The sequence below is a fragment of the Mycobacterium sherrisii genome (genome assembly GCF_002102355.1).
GTDB classification, from domain to species: Bacteria; Actinomycetota; Actinomycetes; order Mycobacteriales; family Mycobacteriaceae; genus Mycobacterium; species Mycobacterium sherrisii.
The window spans coordinates 65,706-86,449 of the sequence record NZ_LQPT01000081.1 but is presented as its reverse complement, the minus strand read 5'-3'; the positions used below and the strand labels follow the sequence as shown (position 1 = coordinate 86,449).

19 protein-coding genes are annotated in these 20,744 nt (G+C 67.4%); 5 read left to right on the top strand and 14 right to left on the bottom strand.

Annotated features, from left to right (window positions below):
- Nucleotides 1–16 precede the first annotated feature (16 nt).
- The 11 genes from AWC25_RS15090 to AWC25_RS15040 form a co-directional block, all read right to left on the bottom strand.
- Nucleotides 17–496, bottom strand: coding sequence for an anti-sigma factor antagonist (locus AWC25_RS15090; RefSeq protein WP_085167028.1), 480 nt, complete (start codon nucleotides 494–496; stop codon nucleotides 17–19).
- Nucleotides 497–586: 90 nt separating this feature from the next.
- Nucleotides 587–1,804: an amidohydrolase family protein gene (locus AWC25_RS15085; RefSeq protein WP_069398800.1), complete on the bottom strand. Its 1,218-nt coding sequence runs from the start codon at nucleotides 1,802–1,804 to the stop codon at nucleotides 587–589.
- Nucleotides 1,805–1,880: 76 nt separating this feature from the next.
- Nucleotides 1,881–2,909, bottom strand: a complete 1,029-nt coding sequence (locus AWC25_RS15080; protein ID WP_069398801.1) for a hotdog fold thioesterase — start codon at nucleotides 2,907–2,909, stop codon at nucleotides 1,881–1,883.
- A 79-nt stretch (nucleotides 2,910–2,988) separates the two neighbouring features.
- On the bottom strand, nucleotides 2,989–3,729 hold the full coding sequence (locus AWC25_RS15075) for a DUF4396 domain-containing protein (RefSeq protein ID WP_232326893.1): 741 nt from the start codon (nucleotides 3,727–3,729) through the stop codon (nucleotides 2,989–2,991).
- Nucleotides 3,730–3,808: 79 nt separating this feature from the next.
- Nucleotides 3,809–4,918 carry an FAD-dependent oxidoreductase gene (locus tag AWC25_RS15070; RefSeq protein WP_069398802.1) on the bottom strand — a complete coding sequence of 370 codons (1,110 nt, stop codon included), beginning with the start codon at nucleotides 4,916–4,918 and terminating at the stop codon, nucleotides 3,809–3,811.
- 179 nt (nucleotides 4,919–5,097) lie between these two features.
- Entirely contained in the window at nucleotides 5,098–5,517 is a 420-nt protein-coding gene (gene lpqS / locus AWC25_RS15065; protein ID WP_069398803.1) for a putative copper homeostasis (lipo)protein LpqS, read from the bottom strand.
- A 215-nt stretch (nucleotides 5,518–5,732) separates the two neighbouring features.
- Nucleotides 5,733–7,241, bottom strand: coding sequence for a class I adenylate-forming enzyme family protein (locus AWC25_RS15060; protein WP_069398804.1), 1,509 nt, complete (start codon nucleotides 7,239–7,241; stop codon nucleotides 5,733–5,735).
- Entirely contained in the window at nucleotides 7,238–8,173 is a 936-nt protein-coding gene (locus AWC25_RS15055) for an acyl-CoA dehydrogenase family protein (protein WP_069398805.1), read from the bottom strand. The genes AWC25_RS15060 and AWC25_RS15055 overlap by 4 nt, the downstream gene beginning before the upstream one ends.
- Nucleotides 8,170–9,318 carry an acyl-CoA dehydrogenase family protein gene (locus tag AWC25_RS15050; protein WP_069398806.1) on the bottom strand — a complete coding sequence of 383 codons (1,149 nt, stop codon included), beginning with the start codon at nucleotides 9,316–9,318 and terminating at the stop codon, nucleotides 8,170–8,172. Before AWC25_RS15050 ends, AWC25_RS15055 begins: the two co-directional genes overlap by 4 nt.
- A 2-nt stretch (nucleotides 9,319–9,320) precedes the next feature.
- Nucleotides 9,321–10,448, bottom strand: coding sequence for an acyl-CoA dehydrogenase family protein (locus tag AWC25_RS15045; RefSeq protein ID WP_069398807.1), 1,128 nt, complete (start codon nucleotides 10,446–10,448; stop codon nucleotides 9,321–9,323).
- Nucleotides 10,445–11,509 carry an acyl-CoA dehydrogenase family protein gene (locus AWC25_RS15040; RefSeq protein WP_085167027.1) on the bottom strand — a complete coding sequence of 355 codons (1,065 nt, stop codon included), beginning with the start codon at nucleotides 11,507–11,509 and terminating at the stop codon, nucleotides 10,445–10,447. The genes AWC25_RS15045 and AWC25_RS15040 overlap by 4 nt, the downstream gene beginning before the upstream one ends.
- A 70-nt stretch (nucleotides 11,510–11,579) precedes the next feature.
- On the opposite strand from AWC25_RS15040, the gene AWC25_RS15035 reads away from it, so the two are divergent.
- Nucleotides 11,580–12,452, top strand: coding sequence for an LLM class flavin-dependent oxidoreductase (locus tag AWC25_RS15035; protein ID WP_069398809.1), 873 nt, complete (start codon nucleotides 11,580–11,582; stop codon nucleotides 12,450–12,452).
- Here the strand turns inward: AWC25_RS15035 and AWC25_RS15030 are convergent.
- The gene (locus tag AWC25_RS15030) at nucleotides 12,415–13,134 is read right to left on the bottom strand and encodes an SDR family oxidoreductase (protein WP_069398810.1); all 720 of its coding nucleotides are present in this window, start codon (nucleotides 13,132–13,134) and stop codon (nucleotides 12,415–12,417) included. The two genes, AWC25_RS15035 and AWC25_RS15030, sit on opposite strands and share 38 nt — an antisense overlap.
- A 16-nt stretch (nucleotides 13,135–13,150) precedes the next feature.
- The gene (locus tag AWC25_RS15025; protein WP_069398811.1) at nucleotides 13,151–13,984 is read right to left on the bottom strand and encodes a FadR/GntR family transcriptional regulator; all 834 of its coding nucleotides are present in this window, start codon (nucleotides 13,982–13,984) and stop codon (nucleotides 13,151–13,153) included.
- A 125-nt stretch (nucleotides 13,985–14,109) separates the two neighbouring features.
- Between AWC25_RS15025 and AWC25_RS15020 the strand changes: the two genes are divergently transcribed.
- Together AWC25_RS15020 and AWC25_RS15015 are read left to right on the top strand one after the other, a co-directional pair.
- Nucleotides 14,110–16,509 (top strand): CaiB/BaiF CoA-transferase family protein, encoded by a 2,400-nt coding sequence (locus AWC25_RS15020; protein ID WP_069398812.1) that lies wholly within the window; start codon nucleotides 14,110–14,112, stop codon nucleotides 16,507–16,509.
- Between the two features lie 10 nt (nucleotides 16,510–16,519).
- Nucleotides 16,520–16,711 carry a ferredoxin gene (locus AWC25_RS15015; protein WP_069398813.1) on the top strand — a complete coding sequence of 64 codons (192 nt, stop codon included), beginning with the start codon at nucleotides 16,520–16,522 and terminating at the stop codon, nucleotides 16,709–16,711.
- A 1-nt stretch (nucleotide 16,712) separates the two neighbouring features.
- Here the strand turns inward: AWC25_RS15015 and AWC25_RS15010 are convergent, their stop codons facing one another.
- A complete protein-coding gene (locus AWC25_RS15010; RefSeq protein WP_069398814.1) occupies nucleotides 16,713–17,948 on the bottom strand; it encodes a cytochrome P450 in 1,236 nt (411 codons plus the stop codon).
- A 102-nt stretch (nucleotides 17,949–18,050) separates the two neighbouring features.
- Here AWC25_RS15010 and AWC25_RS15005 point away from each other — a divergent pair, with 102 nt between their 5' ends.
- Both AWC25_RS15005 and AWC25_RS15000 read left to right on the top strand, forming a co-directional pair.
- Complete coding sequence (locus tag AWC25_RS15005; protein ID WP_069398815.1) at nucleotides 18,051–19,160, top strand: aromatic ring-hydroxylating oxygenase subunit alpha; 1,110 nt, start codon at nucleotides 18,051–18,053, stop codon at nucleotides 19,158–19,160.
- The gene (locus AWC25_RS15000) at nucleotides 19,160–20,725 is read left to right on the top strand and encodes an AMP-binding protein (RefSeq protein ID WP_085167026.1); all 1,566 of its coding nucleotides are present in this window, start codon (nucleotides 19,160–19,162) and stop codon (nucleotides 20,723–20,725) included. Before AWC25_RS15005 ends, AWC25_RS15000 begins: the two co-directional genes overlap by 1 nt.
- The last annotated feature ends 19 nt before the right edge of the window (nucleotides 20,726–20,744 follow it).

Below are 20,744 nucleotides of genomic sequence, written 5' to 3'. Positions count from 1 at the left end.
CGAAGGGGTCAGTGCATCAGTTTGGCAACGGGGGCGCGGCCGGGCGGCCCGGCTCGGGCCTATCGCCGCGCCCGGCCGTGGCCAGCGCGGTTTCCACGGTCGGATGTAGCGGCAATACGCCGCCCAGATTGCACGCTTGAATCACCCGGGCGACGCTGGGATCGCAGCTCACCAGCCGCACCGCGACGCCGCGCGCCCGGCAGCGCTCCGACTCGGCCGCCAGGACGGCGAACGCGCCGCATCCCACGAAATCGAGGCCGTTGAGGTCGACGACGAACGGTCCCGGTGGCGTCGCGACCGCGGCAGCCTCCTCGACCAGCCGCCGCCAGGTGTGCTCGTTGGCGCCGTCGACCTCGCCGCCCGCCCGGACGATCACCACCCCGTCACTGCGCTGGGTCACCGCCCGCAACGTGCTGTGCGGGTCGCCGAGTTCGGACACCAGTCGGGCGCTCAGCGTCACCCTGGTCACTGATGATGCGGCCGCAGCCGGGTTCATCGTCTGCTCCTAACCGGCCGCGTCGGCGGGGCCTTTTCGGAGGGGAGCTTCTTTTCTATAGCACCGCCGAACGCCCCGTCTATACCCGAGTCAGGCGGAGACGGGCTTTTTGGCCGGCTTCGAAACCGGCTCAGACACCTTCATGAGCTTCATCAGGTTGCCGCCCATGATCTTGGCCTTGTCCTCGTCGCTGAAGTCGGTCAACTCGTCGACGAAGCTGATCGGGTCCTTCAGACCCTCGGGATGCGGCCAGTCGGATCCGAAGACGACCCGGTCGGTGCCGACCATGTTGACGATCTCGGTGAACCGATCTTCCCAGAACGGGCTGACATAGACGCACCGCTTGAATGTCTCGATCGGATCCTCGGCGAAGGACTGCGGCATTTTCTTGTAGACGCCCTTGAGCCCCTTGAACAAGTGCGGTACCCAGTCGGCGCCGTTCTCGATCGACAGGATCCGCAGATCGGGGTTGCGGGTCAGCGCGCCGTGACAGATCAACGCGCCGAAGGCGTCCTCGACCGGCCGGTGCCCCATGGCCAGGCTGCGGAAGGCGGTCGGCTTGAACGGCAGGAACTCGTCGCCGGGCTCCCAGATGTTGAGCAGCTCGGAGTAGCCGCTGTCGGAGGCGTGCATCGAGACCGGGATCTCGGCGGCCACACAGGCCTGCCAGAACGGGTCGAACTCTTCCAGTCCGAACGAGCGGCTGCCGCGGTAGCCGGGCACCGGGGCGGGGCGGACCAGCACCGTGCGGGCGCCGCGCTCCAGGCACCACTGCAGCTCTTCGAGCGCGCGGTCGACGATCGGCAGGGTGATAACCGGGGTGGCGAAGATGCGGTCTTGGTAGTTGAACGACCACTGTTCGTACATCCACTGGTTGAGCGCGTGGATGACGTCGTGGGTCATCTCCGGGTCGTCCTTCATGCGTTCCTCGACCAAGCTGGCCAGCGTCGGGAACATCAGCGCGTAATCGATACCGAGGTCGTCCATCACCTCGAGGCGCGCGCCCGGTTCGCGGAAGGCCGGGATAGCCTTCATCGGCTCGCCGAGGATCTCGCGGTAGCTCTTGCCCTGCGAGCCGTTGCGGAAGTAGTCCTCCTGGGCGCCCGGACGCGCCACCACCTCGAACGTCGGGTTGGGGATGTAGTCGCTGATGTGGCCGCGGACCACGATCTTGGTGCGGCCGCGCACCTGCACGTAATCGATGACATGCTTTCGGTTTTCGGGCAGGAACTTGGTCAGCGCCTCCTGCGGTTCGTACATGTGGTTGTCGGCGTCGAACACCGGAAACGGAAGCTCGCGAGACGGCATGGCGATCTCCTTGCAGACTGAATTCTCGATACGTGGTAATGACGTTACCACTGCTGCGCAATACCCCGTACCGGGGCTAGCCGCCGTCGCGCATTCCCTTCGGCGTCGCGCCGTTGATGATGGCGAAATTGACTGTCGCAGTTGCGGCGACCTTGTCGTCGCCGTCGGCATAGATGTCGATCTGCATGACCATCGACCGTCGGCCGGCCCGCAACATCCGCGGGACGGCCACGGCCGAACCCTGCCGGATCGGGCGCAGGTACCGGACGAACAGGTCGGCCGTCGTCATGGTGGTGCCGGGCGGCAGATAATCCAGCCCGAACTGCCCGCCCGCGACGTCGACCAGCGTGGCGATCAGCCCGCCTTGCAGTGCGCCGGAGGTGTTCACCACATGCGGACTCACGGGCAGTGTCATCGCGAATTCGCCGTCGCGAGAACCGGTTCGCAGACCGATGGCGCCGAACAGCGCGGCCAGCGAGGGCGGGGCGGTCTCGTCGTCGGCGTCCCGGATCCCCAGCGCGCGGGTGAGGAACTCATACAGTTGCCCGGCGTCCACCGGCGTTCCGTTCAATTCGGCGCCCAGCCAATGCAATCGCTGTGCCCCCACCATCGTCTGCATGGCGATCGCCGCCGAGGACTCGACGTCGAGCGCGGGATTGAACACCCCCTCGGTGATGCCTTGCCCGACGATGTCGCGGATCAAGCGATGCAGCGGGGACAACACCCGGGCGTATTCGCGCGGACGCGTCTCCGCCAGGTGGTGGTTGTAGAGGCCCAGCGCCCGGTTCAGGCTGTCCTGGGTGCTGGACTCGGGTTGTTGACTGACGCGGTCGATCAGCAGCTTGAGCGCGGCGGTGCTGTCCAGCCCCTCGGTCTCGGCCCGCCAGGTCGCCACCGACTGGGCGATGGTCCGGTCGAACAGCGCCAGCAACAGCTCGTCCTTGGTGCTGAAATGCTGGTAAAAGGCCCGCAGCGAGGTCTTGGACCGGGCGACGACCTCCTGCACGGTGAAGTCCGTGCGGCCCGTCTCGCGCAGGATCTCCACGGCCGTCTTGATGAAGCGGTCGCCGCGCGTGACTTCGGCTCCATCACTCGGGGCGGTCATGGGCGATAGGTCCCCTTCCGTCGCGCAGGTGCGCTTGAGAATGAGGTTACCGCGCGAGCCGGGCCGTTCGCTGCCTCGGTTACCGGGCCGTTTGCACCTGCGGACGCGCGGCGCCGGCCGCCGGCGCCGCGGAGTCGGTGGTGTCTTTCGGGAGCAGCCACCGCACCATCGGGTAAGCGGTCGCAAAACCCAGCCACATGCCGGCCCACATGACCAACCAGAACGCCATGGAGTCGGGGGCATACCGCAGCACGAATGCCACCACCAGCATGGAGGCGCCCATGCCCACGTCGAATGCGGCAATCGCGAGAATCGAAATGCGCGACGCCACACACCAACGGCGGCCCGCCGACTCGATCTGCCCGGCCGATGTGAGGGCGTGATACTCAAAGGCGGACAGCAGCGGTAGGGCAAAGGCCGCGATCAGCAGCATCATCGGCCAGACCCCCTGACCGCCGATCGTCCATCCCGTCCACATCACCAGCGGCATGGCGATCATGTGGCCGACGAATGAGACCGCCCCACCGGGCAGGGTCTGCGCGGCAGCCGTTGCGGCGCGGCCCATTTGGGGCGCCCGGCCGTGGTGTTCTTGCCAGCGGAGGGTGGCTGGCCGGCCCCACCGGTAGTAGGCCCACCAGGCGGCCGGACCGGCGTAGATCGCCGTCACCGGCCAGACCGCCTCCATCGCCTTCAGCGGTTGCCGATAACCGCCCAGATAGATATCGGCGAGCATGACGCCGGCAACCATCCCACCGAGGATGGTTACTATCCAGGCCACGACTGTCACCCACTGGGGCGCGGGCATTGCCATCATCATCATGATTTGAGTCCTTGCTACTTTCAGGTCGTTTGGGTCGAGGAAAACATGAAGTTCCGGTTGTACTGCGCGCCAACCTTTTTCAGGCGACGCCTTGGCCGGCTAGCAGCACGTTGGCCAACTCGGCCACCTCGAGGGCGCAGCCCCAGGACAAGGTGACACCGGCACCGCCATGGCCGTAGTTGTGCACGATCCGGGTGCCGGGCTGGACTTGTAACCGCACCCCGCCGTCGCGGAACGGTCGCAGTCCGACCCGGACCGGGTCGTGCGGGTCGAGCTGGGCTCCCCGGAGAATGGGCAGGAATTCGGCGCAGCGCTCGAGCATGTCGCGCAGCGGCGGATAGTTGCCCAGGTCGAGTCGGGTGTCGTATTGGTCCGGCTCGACCAGGCCGCCTATCAACAGCCGATCGGCGCCGCGGGGCACGATGAACACCATGTCCTGGTTGTCCGTGCTGGTGTCGTTCGCGACGGCATGCACGGCCGTCACCCGCGCCATCGCGTTGCCGTCGTTGATCATTCGCAACAGCGCGCCCCGGTGCGGCTCCATCGTCGAGTCGCCCGCCAGCTCGCGCGCACCCAGCCCGGAACAGTTGACGATCAGGTCGGCGGCGTACTCGGTGCGTAACTCGTTTTCTTGGTCGGCAAGCGATCCGCGGATGCGGCGACTGGTCAGGTTCACGCCGGCCGTCACGGCCTGGCGGTACAACCAGGCCAGGTACTGATCGGTGTCGATCGTCGGTGCCAGGTATGAGTACGCGTCGACCATGCCGGCGCCGGGATTGATGCCGTGGGCGTCGATGAGTTCAGCGTCGTGAACGAACCCGGGGACGAACTGTTCGACCTCGGCCATTTTTGCCGACTCGGCAGGATCCTCCGCTACCGGCCGCGGGAAGTAGAAGATCGCGGGTCGCAGGCTCACACCCGTGCGGGGGTCGGCGGCCAGCCGGGCAAAGCGTGGGTAGGAATCCCTGGCCCACCCGGCCGAGCGAGCCAGGACGGTGTGGCCGTGGTGGCGGCCGCACACCGACGGGGGCCACTCCCACACCGCACCTGCGACCGTCGACACCGTGTCGCGGTCGAACTGATCGGCGGCGACGGTGACTCGCCAACCGTCACGGGCCAGCGTCAACGCCGTGGTAAGGCCGCTGACCCCGGCTCCGATCACCAGCGCGTGCGGTCTTAGCGCGCTCATGACCGCGACGCCATTGTTGGATTGTTAAAGACGTTGGCAGGCAACGTATTGCGATATTCGGATACGACAACGTTCATCTGACATGCTCGTTTCTGAATCTCCCGCGCGGGCGCGCGGCAGCGGACGTGGGCACCGATGCCAGGCGCAGGCGGTGAACGCTGCGGCCCGGCGGTGGCCGGTCAGATTCGGGCGATGCAGTGGCGGGTCAAAATGAGCCGACCCGGCCGAGGTGGAACGAAGCCGGCCCGTCGCGGCGGGCCGCGGGGTGTCGACACCACCGGCCAAGCCAACGATGCGGCTAACGCCATGAGCGTGACCGCAACGGCAAGGGCTACCAAATCGGTTGTCGTGCATGACTGCGCCACGTGTTGGCAGTCCAGATCCATCGGCGAGCACTGCTGGCCGCCGATGGGGGGATGCTGGACCGCCGCGCTGACGGCATGGTGTGCCGCGGCTGCCGACATGGTCGGCGCATGCAAAAGTGGCATTGCCAGGTGCGGCAGGTGACACCCGGCGGCGGCGCCCAGCGCCCAGAAAAGGGCCGCGACCGCGGTCGCGTAGCGCAGCCACTTGTTCGTGCGGGCAGTGATCGGGCGCATAACGACTCGATGCTAGCACCCCCGGGGGGTATGCGCGAGGAGCGCAACGCGCGAGGCGGCCCCTCGACATGACGAGATGTCAAAGGTGCTACCAAGCAGTCGATCCAGCCGTTTGCTGCACCGCGCACGGTGAAACGTCTGCCCAGACTGTACGGGTACGGGGTATCGCTTCGCTGGGGAGCGGCGGTTCGGGCCGGACGTCGAAGCGGCGGCGGTTACCCGCCGCGAGCCGCGATCAGGGCCGACCGATTGACCTTGGTTGCCGCGGTGCGGGGGATCGCGTCGACGAACTCGACGGTCTTGGGCGCCTTGTAGGGCGCCAGCCGAGTCTTGGCGTACTCGATCACCTGTTGCTCGGTCGGCGGCGCTTCGCCGTCGCGCCGGGCGGGTTGCACGACGGCGTGCACGCGTCGTCCCCATCGCTCGTCGGCCAGGCCGATGACCACCACATCGGCGATCCCCGGGTGGTCGGCCAGAGCGGATTCCACCTCCGCCGGAAAGACATTGGCGCCGCCGGTCACGATCATGTCGACGCGGCGGTCGACGATGTAGAGAAAGCCGTCCTCGTCGAGATGGCCGATGTCGCCGGCGGAACGGAAGCCGTCCTCGGTCGACGGCAACGGCGGTGCGCCGCCCAGGTACCGATAGCCGGCACTCATCATCGAGCGCAGATAGACGTCACCGTCCTCGCCGGGGCCCAACTCGTTCTTGTCGGCGTCGAGGATCTTGATCTCGGTATCGCGGAAACCGCGACCGACGCTGCCGGGATGAGCCAGCCACTCGTCACCGCGCAGCGCGGTGAGGCCGAGGTTCTCGGTCATGCCGTACGCCGTCACGATCTGTTCGGGGCTGAGCAATTCGAACCAGGTGTGCAGCAGCGACGGTGGCATCACCGCGGCGCCCTGCAGGATGAATACGACGCTGGACAGATCGCGCTGACGGATGTCGGGCAGGGCCGCGATGCGGGCCAGCATCGTCGGCGTGGCGGTGAAGTTCGTGATCCGGAACCGCTCTACGGTGTCGACAAACAGTGCGGCGTCGAACTTTTCGAGTATCACCAGATGATCACCACTGAGCAGCATCAGGAAGGTGGCGAAGCCGTTGGTGTGATACATCGGCGCGGGCACCAGGATGGTCTGCGGCTTGGCCACCGGTGTCCAATTCGCCAGGAAAGGTTCGCCGTGCTGCGGGATCCATAGTGACGGGGCGAGATTGAGAATCACTTTGGGCACGCCGGTCGACCCGCTACTGCAAATACCATTCGCGGTGGGAGACACGGCGACCGGTAGCGCGCCGTCGGATTCGGCGGCCGCGCGCGCGTCCAGCTCCCAGCGGCTGGCTTCGTCGACGACCACGGCGGGGTTGATCACGCCGCGCACCCGGTCGCGCTCCCACTCGGGCAGATCCCAGTGCATCGGGATCGGCACCGCACCGACTTTCCAGCACCCCAACGTCGCCAACACCAGGTGCAAGGAGTTGGGGATGGCAAGGGCGACAAGCGAACCCACCTCCGTGCCGCGGTCGGCCAGCGCCCGTCCCCACTGATTGGCGCGGGCGTCGAGTTCGCCGAAGGTCAGCGTCTGGGCGGTCCCATCGAGCGCGACGACCGTGACGGCGGCCGTGTCGGCCTGCTCCTCGGCAAGTTGCTGCAGTTTGGTTGCGAACGGAATGCCGTCTTGAAGCGGGTTGGCGACCTGCGACGCCAGGGGCTCGGTGCGACTCACGCGGATACCCGCTCGCTGAACAGGGTTTCCAGGGAACCGTCGCGCACGTCGGCGATCAGTCGCAGTCCCAGCGCCTCCGCGCCCAGCGGCAACCGGATCAACGGCTGGGTATGGCGATCCAGCACGCTCACGTCGGACTCGTCGCAGAAACCGAGCGCGCCCAGCAACTGATGCGACGTGCGCAGCACCTGCCTTGCGGTGTCGGCGGCCTTGAACCGCAGGACCAGCGCATCCGCGGTATGCACCCGCAGCGGCAGGGATTGCGGCCGGCAACTGGTGTACTTGGCGAGTTCGTGCAGTCCGCGCACCGCGACCGAGGCATCCGCCACGGCAAAGCGCACGGCCTGGAAGTCCGCCAACGGCTTACCGAATTGGATGCGGGCCTGGACGTGATCGGTGACGATGCGCAGCGAACGCTGCACCGCTCCCAGAATCCGCCATGATCCCAGCACGAGATGAAGATTAACGTCGGCACCCGGCACCGTCCCATCGGATGCGCTCAACGTGGCCGGCACCAGGAACGGCCCCAATTTGGCGGGTGTCCGCGACGCCCTGTGCAGCCGATACCGGTTGCCGTCCAGGTCGGCGGCGATCCAGTCACCGGCAAGATCGCCGTGATCGACGCGCGGCGCGCCGGGATCGACCAGCGCCAGCCGGGCGCCGTCGATGGCCAGCAGCTCCTCGACCAGCGGGTAGGGCAGCACGTTCGCGCCGGCGGCCTGGCACAGCACCGCCGCGGCCAGCAGATCGTCGGGACCGGACCGCACATCGAGGTCGAACGCGCCCAGCTCGCGTAGCGCAGCACGGGCGGCGTCGCGGACGCTGTCGTCGGTCTCGGCGCGCAGCGCGGCCTGCGGCCCGCCGAGCCGATCGAAACGCTTGGCGGCCACCGCCGCGAAGTCGCTGACATCTTGTGGCAGTGCGGTTTTCACCGGTGCTCTCCCAGCGCGTCCCGGGCCACCAGCATGCGTTGCACCTCGATGGTGCCCGACGCCACGGTGGCCGCCTGTGCGTAGCGCCAATGGTCTTCGATCGCGCCATGCAGGGCGGCCGTGGTGCCACTGTCCAGCGCGGTCGGCCCGAGCGCGTCGAACAGCAACTCGGCGACCTGCTGATCACAGGTGGTGGTGGCGATCCGCGCGGCGCTGGCCGCAGCGCCCGCGGCCGGATCGTCCTGCAACGACACGGCGCGATAGGCCAGCAGCCGCGCCACCCGCAGGTCGACCAGGGCCCGGACCCAGCGCGCCCGAAGCGATTCGGGCAGCCGGTCCCAGCCGTCGCCGAGCTCGTTGCGCAAGCGATGCAGCAGGGACTCGCAGCGCGCGTACCGGGCAATGCCGACGCGTTCGAACGCGAGCGCTTCCCGCATGACGCGCCAGCCGTCGCCCGGCTCGCCGAGGACGTCACCGGGGAAGGCCCGCACCTCGTCGAGGAACATCTCGTTGAGATGATGCGGCCCCAGCATGGACGGAATCTGCCGCACCGTGAAGCCGGGCCGGTCCATCGGGATCAGAAAGAGGGTGAGCCGCTTGTGCTTTGGCGCGTCGGGATCGGTGCACGCCGCGAGCACGCACCACGACGCCATCTGGGCGTACGACGTCCACACCTTCTGCCCGGTGATGCGCCAACCGTCCCCGTCCGGCACCGCCCGGGTGCGCAGCGACACCAGGTCGGTCCCCGCCTCCGGCTCCGAAAAGCCTTGACACCAAATCACATCACCCGAGGCAATGGCGGCCAGGTGCTTGGCCTTTTGCTCGGCGGTGCCGTACCGCATCAACGCCGGGCCGACCCAGTTGATCCCCATGTATTGCGGGCCGCGCGGCTCGTGCTGGGCCCACATCTCCTCGCGCAGCACCGTCTGCTGCCAGACCGACCCGCCGCCGCCGCCATGCTCTTTCGGCCAGGCCAGTGCCAGCAGCCCCTCGGCGGCCAGCAGCTTGCAGAACGTTTCGGTGGTGGCCAGGTCTTGCGGGTCCTCGGTGCAGGCACCGAGAAAATCGGGGGGCACATGGGTGGCGATCAGCCTCCGCAGCCGGTGTCGCAGTTCGACGGCGTCGTCGCCGAGGTCGTAATCCATCGTCATCCCTTCGGCAGCCCGAGCAGTCGCTCGGCGATGATGTTGCGCTGCACCTCCGACGTTCCGCCGTAGATGGTGGCGGCCAACGCGTCCTGACGTTCGAACAACAGGTCCGCGTCGACGGTCGACCGGGGCCCCTGTGCGGCAGCAGCCAATTCCCAAACACGTTGCAGGGTCAGCGATCCGAGCAGCTTCATGATGTCGGCTTCGGGACTGGGCCGGCCGGCCAGTTCGTTGTCCAGTGCGCGATACCCGGTGGCACGCAGCGCCTCCGCATCGGCGAGCAGGGATCCGAGTTCGACGCACAGGTCCTGGCCAGCCACGGCCTCGGGATTGGCGTCACGTACCGCGCCGAGTCCACGCTTGATCTCGACCCAGTTCATGATCCAGATCATCTGACGTTCATGGTGCAGCGACGCCAGCGCCACGTTCCAGCCGCCGTTCTCCGGGCCGAGCAGATTCTGCACCGGGATCTCGACGTCGTCGAGGAAGACCTCACAGAACGTCTCGTCGGAGATCGACGACATCCGTATGGTTTCGATGCGCACGCCGGGGGAGTGCAGATCGAGAATCAGGCACGAGATGCCCCGGTGTTTCGGGGCATCCGGATCGGTTCGTGCGTACAGCGTGCACCAGCGCGACTCGTGCGCCTGCGTGGTCCAGATCTTGTGGCCGTTCACGCGGTAGACATCGCCGTGTCGCTCGGCCCGGGTGCGCAGGCCGGCGAAATCCGATCCGGCTTCCGGCTCGGACATGCCCAGTGCCCACCATTCGTCACCACGCAGCAAGGGCACCAGCAGCCGCTGAACCTGAGCGGGCGTACCGAACTGCCGGATGCCGGGTGCCGCGACGCCGGGCCCCTGAATGTTGGGCAGCTTGGGTGCCGATCTGAGCGCCCCCTCGATGCGAATCTCCATCGCATCGCGCAGGCCCAGCGATCGCCCGCCGTGGTCGCGCGGCCAGGTCGGCTGCAGCCAGCCGCCCTCGAACGCGGCCCGTTGATAGTCGCGACGCAACGGGATGTCCCACCGGTAGCGCCGGTAATTCTCGTAATAGTCATGCGGCAGAAACGCGGTCAGCCAAGCGGAGAATTCGGCGACCGCGCCGGACCGCGACGCGGTGCTGGTCATGCGGCGCCTCCAGCGAACCGGCAGCCAACCTCGTGATACAGCGCCCGGCTGTCGCCCAACAGGGCCGACCCCTGCCAGGCGTGTCGCATATAGAGGTGGGCGTCATGCTCCCAGGTTTGTCCGAGCGCGCCGTGCACCTGGATCGCGGTGCGGGCACACCCGACGGCCGCGTCACCGGCCGCCGCCTTGGCCATCGCCGCCGCGATCCAGTCGTCACCCGGCGCGGTGTCCGGGTCGGCGAGGCGGCCGGCAGCCGCGTAAGTGAGGCTGCGGGCACGCTCCACGGCGACGTAGTTGTCCGCCAGCGCGTGTTTGACGCCCTGGAACGCCCCGATCGGTGTGCCGAACTGGCGGCGCGTCTTCGCGTGGTCGACCGAGCGCCGCAGCACGGCGCCGGCCACACCGACCAGATCCGCGGCCGCCGCCACCAGCGGTGCCGTCAACGCCGATTCGAGGTTGACCGGTGCAAAGGCCAAGGGTGCGGCGTCGACCTCGATATCGGCCACCGGGTGGGCCGGGTTGGTGGACTCGCCGGGAATGACGGTGACACCGTCACCACCGCGCACGACGACGGCGACATACCCGTCGATGGACTTGGCCAGCGCGACGATCAGCTCGGCCCGGGACACGTTGGGCACCGCCACCGCGCGGCCGCGGACCCGCCCGTGCCGCAACGTCAGCGGCGCCCCGGCGAGCCGAGATCCCTTGGTATGCACGGCCAGAGTGGCGACGGCGCCGTCGGCGATATCGGTGAGTACCGAATCGAGCCCGGCCGCATGCAAAGCACCCGCCGCCAGTCCGACGCTGCTGAGCAACGGTATGGGGGCCAGCGCCGCGCCGCATTCCTCGAGCACCACGGCCAGCTCGACGGGGCCGTGGTCACCGGTGCCGGGTGTGGCCAATTCCGTCCAGCCGAGGTCGACTACGGTCTTCCACAATGCGCGCCAGCGCTCCGGATCCGTCAGCGCCTGCCTCGCCGCGTCAGGGGGGCTTTCGGTGCGCAGGATGTCACGCACGGTGTCGCGCAGCGACAGCTGATCGGAAGTCAACCCGACATCCATAACACTCCTAACATAGTAAAGATAGTAAACTAGCCGGGCCGTGGCAATCGGGACGAACAAGGGTGAGCGGATGGTCGAGTGGTACCTGTTCCTGCCGCAGGTGCGGTTGTCGATCGGCGACATCACGGACCGGGCCCGCCACGCCGAGGCCAGCGGCTTCGACGGCATCGCGTTCATCGACCACCTCGAGGCGCCCGGGTTGCCCGACGAAAGCATTTGGGAGGCAATGTCCGTCGCCACCTGGGTGGCGGCCAAGACGGAACGGTTGCGGATCGGTCACCTGGTGCTGTGCGACGCCTTTCGACATCCCGCCGTGCTCGCCAAGCAGGCCGTCACGCTTTCGGACGCGTCGGGGGGCCGCTTCGATTTGGGACTGGGGTCGGGGTCCTGGCCCGCCGAGTTCACCAAATTCCAGGTGGGCCGGCAGGATGGGTTGGCCCGCGTCCGGCAACTCGGCCGGCACCTAGCCTTGATCGAGCAGTACTGGGGCGACGGAACCCCCACTGACACCGTCGTGCAGTCGCCGAGGCGCACCCACCCAATCCCGCTGGTGCTGGGCGGCAGCGGACCGCGGATGATGGAACTCGTTCGCGCCCATGCGGATTGGTGGAACTTGCAGGCCGACCATCTGGACCGGTTGCCAAGGCTGGCCGCCGCGGCGGGCGACGCACGGATCTCGGTGCAGCAGATGATCGGGTTCGTGCGCTCCGGCGCCGACCCCCGGGCGGTGCGCGAGGTCAGCACCCGACGGTTCGGCGTCCTGGGGTCGGGGCTGGTGTGCGGCGACGCCGACGAGCTCAGGGAATACTTCGCGGGTCTGGTGGCCCAGCGAGTCGAGCGGTGCTACGTCTGGTTCGCCGACTTCGCGCCGCCCGATTCCCTGCACGAGTTCGGCGAAACGGTGATCAAGGCGTTTTCTGGCGCCGGCGACGGGCCTCGGTAGGGACCACCGGCGGCCGGGCGTATGGACCCCGCTGCACCGCGGAGAGCCGGATCTCCGGCAGGTCGACCGACGGGTCGACGGTGTCCAGCCACGCCACCGTCTCGGCGACGTCGGACACCTGGATCGCGTACATCTCGAACGGAACGTCTTGCAGCATCTCGGTTTCGACCGGTCCGGGCGTGACGATGTGCACCGCGATGCCGTCCCGGTCGACCTCGAGCGCCAAGGCCCGAGCGAAGGCGTTCATGCCTGCCTTCGATGCCGAGTAGGCGGTACGGGCCGGCATCGGTTCGTGCGCCGCCGACGATGAGATGAACACCAGACGCGAGCCGGGGCGCATCCGGGGCAGCACGGCCGCGGTCACCACGAAACAGGAATCCAGGTTGGCCGAGAGGATGGTTCGCCATTGCTGGAAAGTCTGCTTGCGCGCATAGGTTCCGCCCAGTGCGCCGGCAGCGTGGACTACCAGGTCGATGGTATTCAAAGTGCTTACCGCAGCGGCAAATTCATCCGGAGCCGACGCGTCGGCCACCAGGTGGCGGGCCCCGATCTCCGCGGCGGCCGCGCGCAGCGGCGCCGGGCGCCGTGCCGCCAGCACGACGTCGTAGCCCAGCTCGGCAAGCTTGCGGCCGCATCCTTTGCCGATGCCGCCGCTGCCCCCGGTGACCAACGCGGTTCGCATGGCGTGCGTGGATTCCTCAGGACTGCCGGATAGCCGCCGGGCGCGTTCCCGGACGTGAAAGAGACTGCGGTGAAAGTGCGTAAATCCGTTGCTGGGGACGGCCGGACAACACATAGGTTTGGGTGTCGGCCAGGTGACGGCCCGCGATGCGGCGGGCCCGATCGACGTCGCCCTCGGCGATCATCTCAGTGAGCTTGATATGGGTGTTGAGCACCGCGCGTCGCTGGGTCAGCGAAGGATAGGTGCCCCGTGCCGCGCTCTCGTCGGCCCACTGGCGTTCATGGCTGGTCCACAACGTCTCCAGGCTGCCGACCACCGCGATGATGGTGTGGTTGCCGCAGCCCTGGACGATGAGATCGTGGAACTGGCGCCCGATTTCGGTGAACAGCCGGCCGTCGTCGAGATGTTCGGCCATGGCGTCGTTGACTCCCTTGAGTTGCGGCACCAGGGTATCGGCCCGGTCGGGACGCTGCGCGGCCAGCGCGGCGCAGGCCGGCTCGAGTTCCTGCAACGCCATACCCAAATCGGCGACCTGCACGGATTCGCTTTGCAACAGCAGGCCGAGCATGTAGGCGGCACTGGTCTTCGCCGGCGCATGCACGACGGCGCCGCCGCGATTCCCCCGCCGCACCGAGACCAGCCCCTCGGTCTCCAAGATGCGCAGCGCTTCACGCAGCGAGACGAGGCTGACGTTGAACTGCTCGACCAGCACTTCCTGGCGTGGTAACAGATCACCGTCGGCGAGTTCGCCGTCAATGATCTGGCGGCGCAATTCGTCGGCTACGATTTCGGCGATCCTCGGCGCCGACAATCGGCGACGGGCGTCGGGACCAATTCCCAGGGCGGTCATCCAATCCTCGCAGGAGCAGCGGGAAGAGCGACGCGATCCGGGCCCGCGCACTCAGCTGGCTTAGCTATTTTAGCAGTGATGGTATAAATAGCATCTCTGATCGCGGTGTCGGTCGGAAGGGGCGGATGCAATTGACCCAGGGGCCCGATAACCGTGCAACGCCGCTGTGTGGCCTGCGCGTCGTCGAGATCAGCAACCGGGTTGCGGGCAGCTATGCCGGCAAGTTGCTGACCGACGCCGGCGCGCACGTCCGCAAAATCGAACCGCCGCAGGGAGATTGGCTGCGACGATACACCGCGACGTGCACGCCGGTGGCCGACGGTGAGCCGTCGCCGTTTTACAGCTACCTCAACGCCGGCAAGCGCAGCATCACTCGCACGCCCGGCAGCACGCGATGGCGCGCCGAGCTGGCCGGCGCCGACGTGATCATTTTCACCGCCGGTCCGGCGTGCGCCGCCGAGCTGGGCATCGACCCCAAGCAGCTGCTGGCCGACTCGCCCCGGACGATCGTCGTCACCATCTCCGACTTCGGCTGGACCGGTCCCTATGCCGACCGTGCCGCGAGCGAATTCACCCTGCAGGCCTGGGCGGGTTCGCCCGGCTTCCGTGGCGATCCCGCCGGGCCTCCGATCGCGATCGGCGGTGACCTGGGGGAGTACATGGGCGGCGTGTTCGCCGCGTTCGGGGCGCTGGCCGTGCGCCGGCGCGTCGAGAACGGCGGCCCCGGCGAACATCTCGACCTGTCGATGCTCGAGGCGATGACGCTGATGCAGAGCAGCGAATGGCTACATTCGCAACTGTTGCGCGTGCCCCCGGTCGGCCGCACCACCGAAGTCCCGTCGATCGAGCCAACCAAGGACGGCTACGTCGGGATCACCATGGTCACCGGGCAGCAATGGCTCGATTTTTTGGCCATGGTCGAGTGCCCCGAACTGGAAGAGATTGAGCAACTACGTTTTCAGATCGGTCGCTGGGCCTACCGCGACCTGATCCGGGAGCACATCGGACCGTGGCTCGCGCAACGGACCGTCGCCGAGATCGTCGAGCTCGGCCAGCTGTTCCGGCTGCCGATCGCCGCGCTGGGCAACGGCGCCACGATCCGTGAAACGGAGTACGCCGTCCAGCGCGCAGTCTTTCTGCAGAACCCGGCCGGCTTTCATCAGCCCCGCCCGCCGTGGCTGATGTCGGTGTGCGCGCCCGCGCCGATCGGCGACACCGCCGCCCCCGGCGCGGACAACGACGAATCACCCTGGGATGCACCCGGAACCGGGCAGTGCGCGGCATCCCGAACCCGTCCGTTGGAGGGCGTGCGGATCGTCGATTTGACCGCGTTTTGGGCGGGCCCGGCGGCGACCCATCTGCTGGCGGCATTCGGCGCCGAGGTGATCAAGGTCGAGTCGATTCAGCGCCCCGACGGCATCCGCTACTCGGGCGGGATGCGCAAAGACGTGGACGACTGGTGGGAGTACGGCTGGGTGTTCCACGCCATGAACACCAACAAGCGTTCGGTCACTTTGGATTTGGGCTCCGACGAAGGTCGCCGTCTGTTCAAGCGGTTGGCCGCCGGCGCCGACGTGGTGATCGAGAACTTCTCGCCGCGGGTGATGGAGCAGTTCGGCCTGACGGCGGACGTGCTGCTCGAACTCAACCCCAAATTGGTGGTCGCGCGGATGCCCGCGTTCGGACTGGACGGCCCGTGGCGCGAACGAGTCGGCTTTGCCCCCACCATGGAGCAACTCGCCGGCCTGGCCTGGGTGACCGGGCCTCCGGACGCCCCGCCGGTGACCCCGCGCGGCGCCTGCGATCCGCTGGCCGGCGTGCACGCCGCCTTCGCCGTGCTGGCCGCACTCAACTATGCCGAACGCACCGGCACCGGTCAGCAGGTCGAGCTGCCGATGCTAGAAACGGTGTTGAATGCCACCGCAATTCAGGCCATCGAGGCCGAGGTGTTCGGTCGGACGTTGAGCCGCCGCGGCAACCGCGGCCACGGCGGGGTGCTGCAAAACCTGTACCGGTGCGCCGGCGCGCCGCAGACCGACGACTGGATCGCGGTCACGGTGCGCGACGACGCGCAGTGGCGTGCCCTGGTCGAGGTGCTGGGTCGGCCGGCCTGGTGTGACCAGGATCTGGCTTCGTTCGAGGGTCGGCGTGCGCGGGCCGACGAGATCGATGCGCGCCTGCACGAGTGGTTCGCCGCGCAGCCGCTGGCATCGACGGTGGAGCGGCTGGCGGGCGCCGGCGTGCCCGCCGCGCCCGTCGTCTCGCCCTCGCTGGTCACCGAGAATCCCCAGCTGCGCGCTCGGGGCTTCTTCGAAGAGTTGCAGCATCCGAGCATCGGGTCGGCGCTGTACCCATGCCCGCCGTTCGCGGCGTTGTCCGGCCAAGATCGTTGGCTGCTACGGCCACCTCCGCTGCTGGGTGAGCACAATACGGAGGTGCTGCGCGGGTGGTGCGGGATGACCGACGAAGAACTTTCAGCCCTCGCCACCGGCGGGGTGATCGGAACCCGTCCCAAAGGCCTTTAGGAGGCAGCTGATGCGTGTAATCGTCGACGAAACCCTGTGTGAGGCCAACGGGTTTTGCGAATCGCTGGCCCCGGAGGTGTTCGAGCTGGGCGAAATGGACGTGGTGCAGATCGCGGCCGGCCCGGTGCCGGCGCGGCTGGAGATCGACGTTCGCGCCGCGGTGGATCAATGTCCGAAGGCCGCCTTGCGGTTGCAGGACTAAGTCAGCGGCGCGGCGTGACCGATATCGCCATCTCGTCGTAAATCGACATGTTGGTGGTCAAATTCGGGTGCGACACTCGGGCGGGCCCGATCTCGATTCGGTCGCAGCGCAACAACAACTCGTCGAGCACCGCACGCAATTCCGCGCGGGCCAGCATCGCACCCAGACAGTGGTGTGGCCCGCCACCACCGAAGGCGACATGCGGATTGGGTTGGCGCCCAATGTCAAAGGTGAACGGGGAGGCGAAGACCTCCTCGTCGCGGTTGGCCGAACGCAGCATCGACACCACCCGTTCGCCCCGCCTGATCTGCTGGCCGTCTATGTCCACGTCCACCTTCGCGGTGCGCGTCCAATAAGCGACCGGCGATGCCCATCGCAGTACCTCCTCGACAGCGCTGGGCCGCAGCGCTTCCCGGTCGCGATACCGTTGCATCTGTTCGGGATTGGCGACGAACGCCTGCAGCCCGATCGCCAGTGCGTTCTTGGTGGTGTCGCTGCCGGCGAAGGCCAGCACGAAGAAAAAGAACTCGAGTTCGTTGGCGGGCAGCCGGAACTGCTGGCCGTCATCACCGGTGATCTCCGCGGTGGCCAGGGTGCTCCAGATGTCGTCGGTGGGATTGCGACGCTTTTCGGCGGTGAGCTCCATCGCATAACCGAAAACCGAGGCAAACAAGTCGAGTTCCACTCGTTCGCCCGGGCGTGAGTCGGGCGCCGCCTTGAGGATGCGGTCGAAGATGTCGAATATTCGCGGCCGGTCCTCGTCCGGAATGCCGATGATGTCGCCGATGACCGTCATCGGCAGCGCGTCGGCCACGTCGTTGATCCAGTCACCGCCGCCCCGGGACAACAGGTTGTCGATCATTCGCGCCGCCCGCGCCCGGATGCCGTCTTCCAGCTTGGCGATCGCACGCGGGTTGAAGGCGTTCGAGATCAGCTTGCGGCGCTTGTTGAGCTCCGGCGGGTCCAACGTGATGATCGTCGGGGACGCCGAGAACATGGCGACCGGCCCGATGAGCGGGCCGTCGGCGGCGGTGAACGACTCGGTGTCGCGGTGCAGCCGCACGGCGTGCCGGTGCTTGGTCGCCACCCAGAAATCCCGGTGCACGGTCTCGGCCACACCGGGGGTCAGGTCGTGCCGGAAAAGCGGCCTGGCCGAGCGCAATTCGGCGAACACGTCGTCGGGGAAGCCGTTTCGCCACAGGGCGAAGTCGGACAGATCCACTGCAGCTGCCGTCATGCATCACCCCCCTGTCCGGGCGCCGCGCGGCGCCGCGTTGACGTTCAATGCTTAAAATAGTAAAAATAGACCCTAGTCGGCCGCGTGAGAAATGGAGTTCTCGTGGCGTACACGATCTCGGAGCCGGACCCGTCGGAACGCGAGTTCGGACCGTCGGGCATTGCGCTGTCCACCTATCGGTTCCCGACCGGGTGGTTCATCGTCGCCTTCGCCGACGACGTGCGGCCCGGCGACGTCAAACGCCTGCACTACTTCGGCGAAGAGTTGGTGTTGTTCCGCACGGCGTCGGGCAAGGTCAACGTGCTGGACGCGTACTGTCAGCATCTCGGTGCAAACCTGGGGGTCGGCGGGACGGTCGAGGACGAAAACATCGTCTGCCCCTGGCATGGGTGGCAGTGGCGCGGCGACGGCAGCAACGCGTTGATCCCGTACAGCAAGATCGGTTGCAAGAACAACGTTCGCATCCGCACCTACCCGACCACCGAGTGGTACGGCTTCGTCCTGGTCTGGCATGAACGGCACGGCCGCGCCCCGTACTGGCAGCCGCCGGTGCTGCCCGAGCTGGAGACCAACGAGTACTACCCGCTGCATCCGCACACCCAGATGCTCAACCGGGTCAAGGTGCATCCCCAGATGATCATCGAAAACGCCGCCGACCCCTACCACGTCCAATACGTGCACAAGGCCGCCAATCCGGCCACCACGGCGTCGTTCGAGGTGTCGGGTTACCACCTGCACGCCAGCGTCAACGCCCATTTCGGCGGCGGTCGGGCCAAGACGTGGCTGACGCCGAACGGCCCGGTGGACGCCAAGATCATCTACGACAACTACTCGCTGGGGCTCGGAGTGGTTCGCTTTCCCAGCGAACTGGTGGCCACCGTTCAGGTCACCGGGCAGACACCGGTCGACGAGGACTACACCGACTACTTCTATACGCAGGCCTCGGTCCGCGAGCCCGGCGACACTGGCGACGTGCCGACCGGACGCGCCGCCCGGTTTTTGGCGCTGCAGCAAGAAGTCATCAAGCAGGACTTCTTCACCTGGGAAAACATGAAGTACTTGGAGAAACCGAACCTGGCTCCCGAAGAGGCGCACGACTACGCGGCCCTGCGACGGTGGGCGCATCGCTTTTACCCCGGCGCCGAGCCGTCCGCCAACGACTTTGGGTACACCGCCGACGGTGCACCCGACCCGGCGGCCGCGAAAGCCTGATGCCGGGGCCCTCCGCCTTCGGCGTCGACCGGTTCACCGTTCCGGCAGTCCTGGACCAGCGGGCGGCCCAGCATCCGGACCGGGTGATGATGTCGATCGGCGGAATCGCCGTGACCTTCGAGCAGATGCGGCAGCGCAGCTGCGCGGCGGCCCGTCTGCTCGCCTCGCTGGGGGTGGGGCGCGGTGACGGCGTGGCGCTGTTCACCGCCACCTGTCCGGAATGGGTTTACTTCTGGCTGGGCGCCGCCCGGATCGGCGCCGTCAGCGCGGCGGTCAACGCCGCCAACAAGGGCGATTTTTTGCTGCACACCCTGCGGCTCGCGCGGGCCAAGGTCATCGTGACCGACACCGGGCTACTGCGCCGCGTCGATGAGGTCGCGGCGCGCCTCGACTCCGCGACCCAGGTTGTGGTGCGCGACGATTCGTTGCGCGACACCCTCGAGCGCGACGCCGGCCGGTCCGGCGCCGACGACCCCGCCGCCCCCGACGAGGTGGGCGCGCTGTTCTACACCTCGGGTACCACCGGCCCGTCGAAGGCCGTTGCCACCACGTGGAATTACCTGTTCTCGGTCGCTGCGACCGTGGCGGCGGCCTGGCGGCTGCGTCCGGGGGAGGCGCTGTGGACGGCGATGCCGCTGTTCCACCTGAGCGCGGCCCCCAGCGTGCTGGTCCCGATGTTGCTCGGGGCAACCACGGTGCTGGCGCAGTCCTTTCATCCGGCCGAAGTGTGGGATGACGTCCGCGCCCACGGGGCCGTCGGGTTTGCCGGCGCGGGCGCGATGGTGTCGATGCTGCAGAACCTGCCCGCCGATCCGCGGGACGCGCGATTACCGCTGCGATTCATCTCCGCCGCACCGATAGACGCGGGCTCTTATCACGTCATCGAAAAGCGCTACGGCTGCCGGATTGTCACGATGTATGGCATGACCGAGGCGTTCCCGATCGCGGTGCAGGGCGTCTCGGACGACGGCGTCCCGGGAACGTCGGGACGGCCGAATCCGGACTTCGACGTGCGCATTGTCGACGACGAGGGCAACCCGCTGCCTGCCGGCAGCGTGGGCGAGATCGCTTGCCGACCCAGGCATCCGCACGTGATGAGCGAGGGGTACGTCGGCGCGGACGGGCGACTGCAGCCGCATCCGGAATGGTTTCGCACCGGCGATCTGGGACGCCTGGACGCCCAACAGAACCTGACCTACCTGGACCGCATCAAAGATTCGCTGCGCCGGCGCGGGGAGAACGTCTCCTCGGTCGAAGTCGAACGCACCGTGCTGGACCATCCCGCCGTTGCCGAGGCCGCCGTGATCGGAGTGGCCAGTGAACTGGGCGAGGACGACATCCTGCTGGTCGTGGTGCCGCGCCCGGGCGGGACCCTGGATTGCGTCGAGTTGCTGGACTTCTGCGCCGCCCGCATGCCGTACTTCTGCGTGCCCCGCTACGTTGAGCAGGTCAATGAACTTCCGAAGAACATTCTCGGACGGATTCGTAAAGATTTGTTGCGGGCCAAGGGGTTAACTGGTGAAGTCTGGGATCGAGAAACGTATGGCTACCCGGTCAGGAGATAAGTTAGTTTGAAAGTTCGTC

What these genes read in the sequence shown, in the direction of transcription:
- AWC25_RS15015 (WP_069398813.1), top strand. Translation starts at nt 16,520, where the DNA reads ATGCGTGTAATCGTCGACGAAACCCTGTGTGAGGCCAACGGGTTTTGC.
- lpqS (WP_069398803.1), bottom strand. Translation starts at nt 5,517, where the DNA reads ATGCGCCCGATCACTGCCCGCACGAACAAGTGGCTGCGCTACGCGACC.
- AWC25_RS15020 (WP_069398812.1), top strand. Translation starts at nt 14,110, where the DNA reads ATGCAATTGACCCAGGGGCCCGATAACCGTGCAACGCCGCTGTGTGGC.
- AWC25_RS15080 (WP_069398801.1), bottom strand. Translation starts at nt 2,909, where the DNA reads ATGACCGCCCCGAGTGATGGAGCCGAAGTCACGCGCGGCGACCGCTTC.
- AWC25_RS15035 (WP_069398809.1), top strand. Translation starts at nt 11,580, where the DNA reads ATGGTCGAGTGGTACCTGTTCCTGCCGCAGGTGCGGTTGTCGATCGGC.
- AWC25_RS15030 (WP_069398810.1), bottom strand. Translation starts at nt 13,134, where the DNA reads ATGCGAACCGCGTTGGTCACCGGGGGCAGCGGCGGCATCGGCAAAGGA.
- AWC25_RS15040 (WP_085167027.1), bottom strand. Translation starts at nt 11,509, where the DNA reads ATGGATGTCGGGTTGACTTCCGATCAGCTGTCGCTGCGCGACACCGTG.
- AWC25_RS15075 (WP_232326893.1), bottom strand. Translation starts at nt 3,729, where the DNA reads ATGATGATGATGGCAATGCCCGCGCCCCAGTGGGTGACAGTCGTGGCC.
- AWC25_RS15000 (WP_085167026.1), top strand. Translation starts at nt 19,160, where the DNA reads ATGCCGGGGCCCTCCGCCTTCGGCGTCGACCGGTTCACCGTTCCGGCA.
- AWC25_RS15090 (WP_085167028.1), bottom strand. Translation starts at nt 496, where the DNA reads ATGAACCCGGCTGCGGCCGCATCATCAGTGACCAGGGTGACGCTGAGC.
- AWC25_RS15025 (WP_069398811.1), bottom strand. Translation starts at nt 13,984, where the DNA reads ATGACCGCCCTGGGAATTGGTCCCGACGCCCGTCGCCGATTGTCGGCG.
- AWC25_RS15070 (WP_069398802.1), bottom strand. Translation starts at nt 4,918, where the DNA reads ATGAGCGCGCTAAGACCGCACGCGCTGGTGATCGGAGCCGGGGTCAGC.
- AWC25_RS15010 (WP_069398814.1), bottom strand. Translation starts at nt 17,948, where the DNA reads ATGACGGCAGCTGCAGTGGATCTGTCCGACTTCGCCCTGTGGCGAAAC.
- AWC25_RS15045 (WP_069398807.1), bottom strand. Translation starts at nt 10,448, where the DNA reads ATGACCAGCACCGCGTCGCGGTCCGGCGCGGTCGCCGAATTCTCCGCT.
- AWC25_RS15050 (WP_069398806.1), bottom strand. Translation starts at nt 9,318, where the DNA reads ATGGATTACGACCTCGGCGACGACGCCGTCGAACTGCGACACCGGCTG.
- AWC25_RS15085 (WP_069398800.1), bottom strand. Translation starts at nt 1,804, where the DNA reads ATGCCGTCTCGCGAGCTTCCGTTTCCGGTGTTCGACGCCGACAACCAC.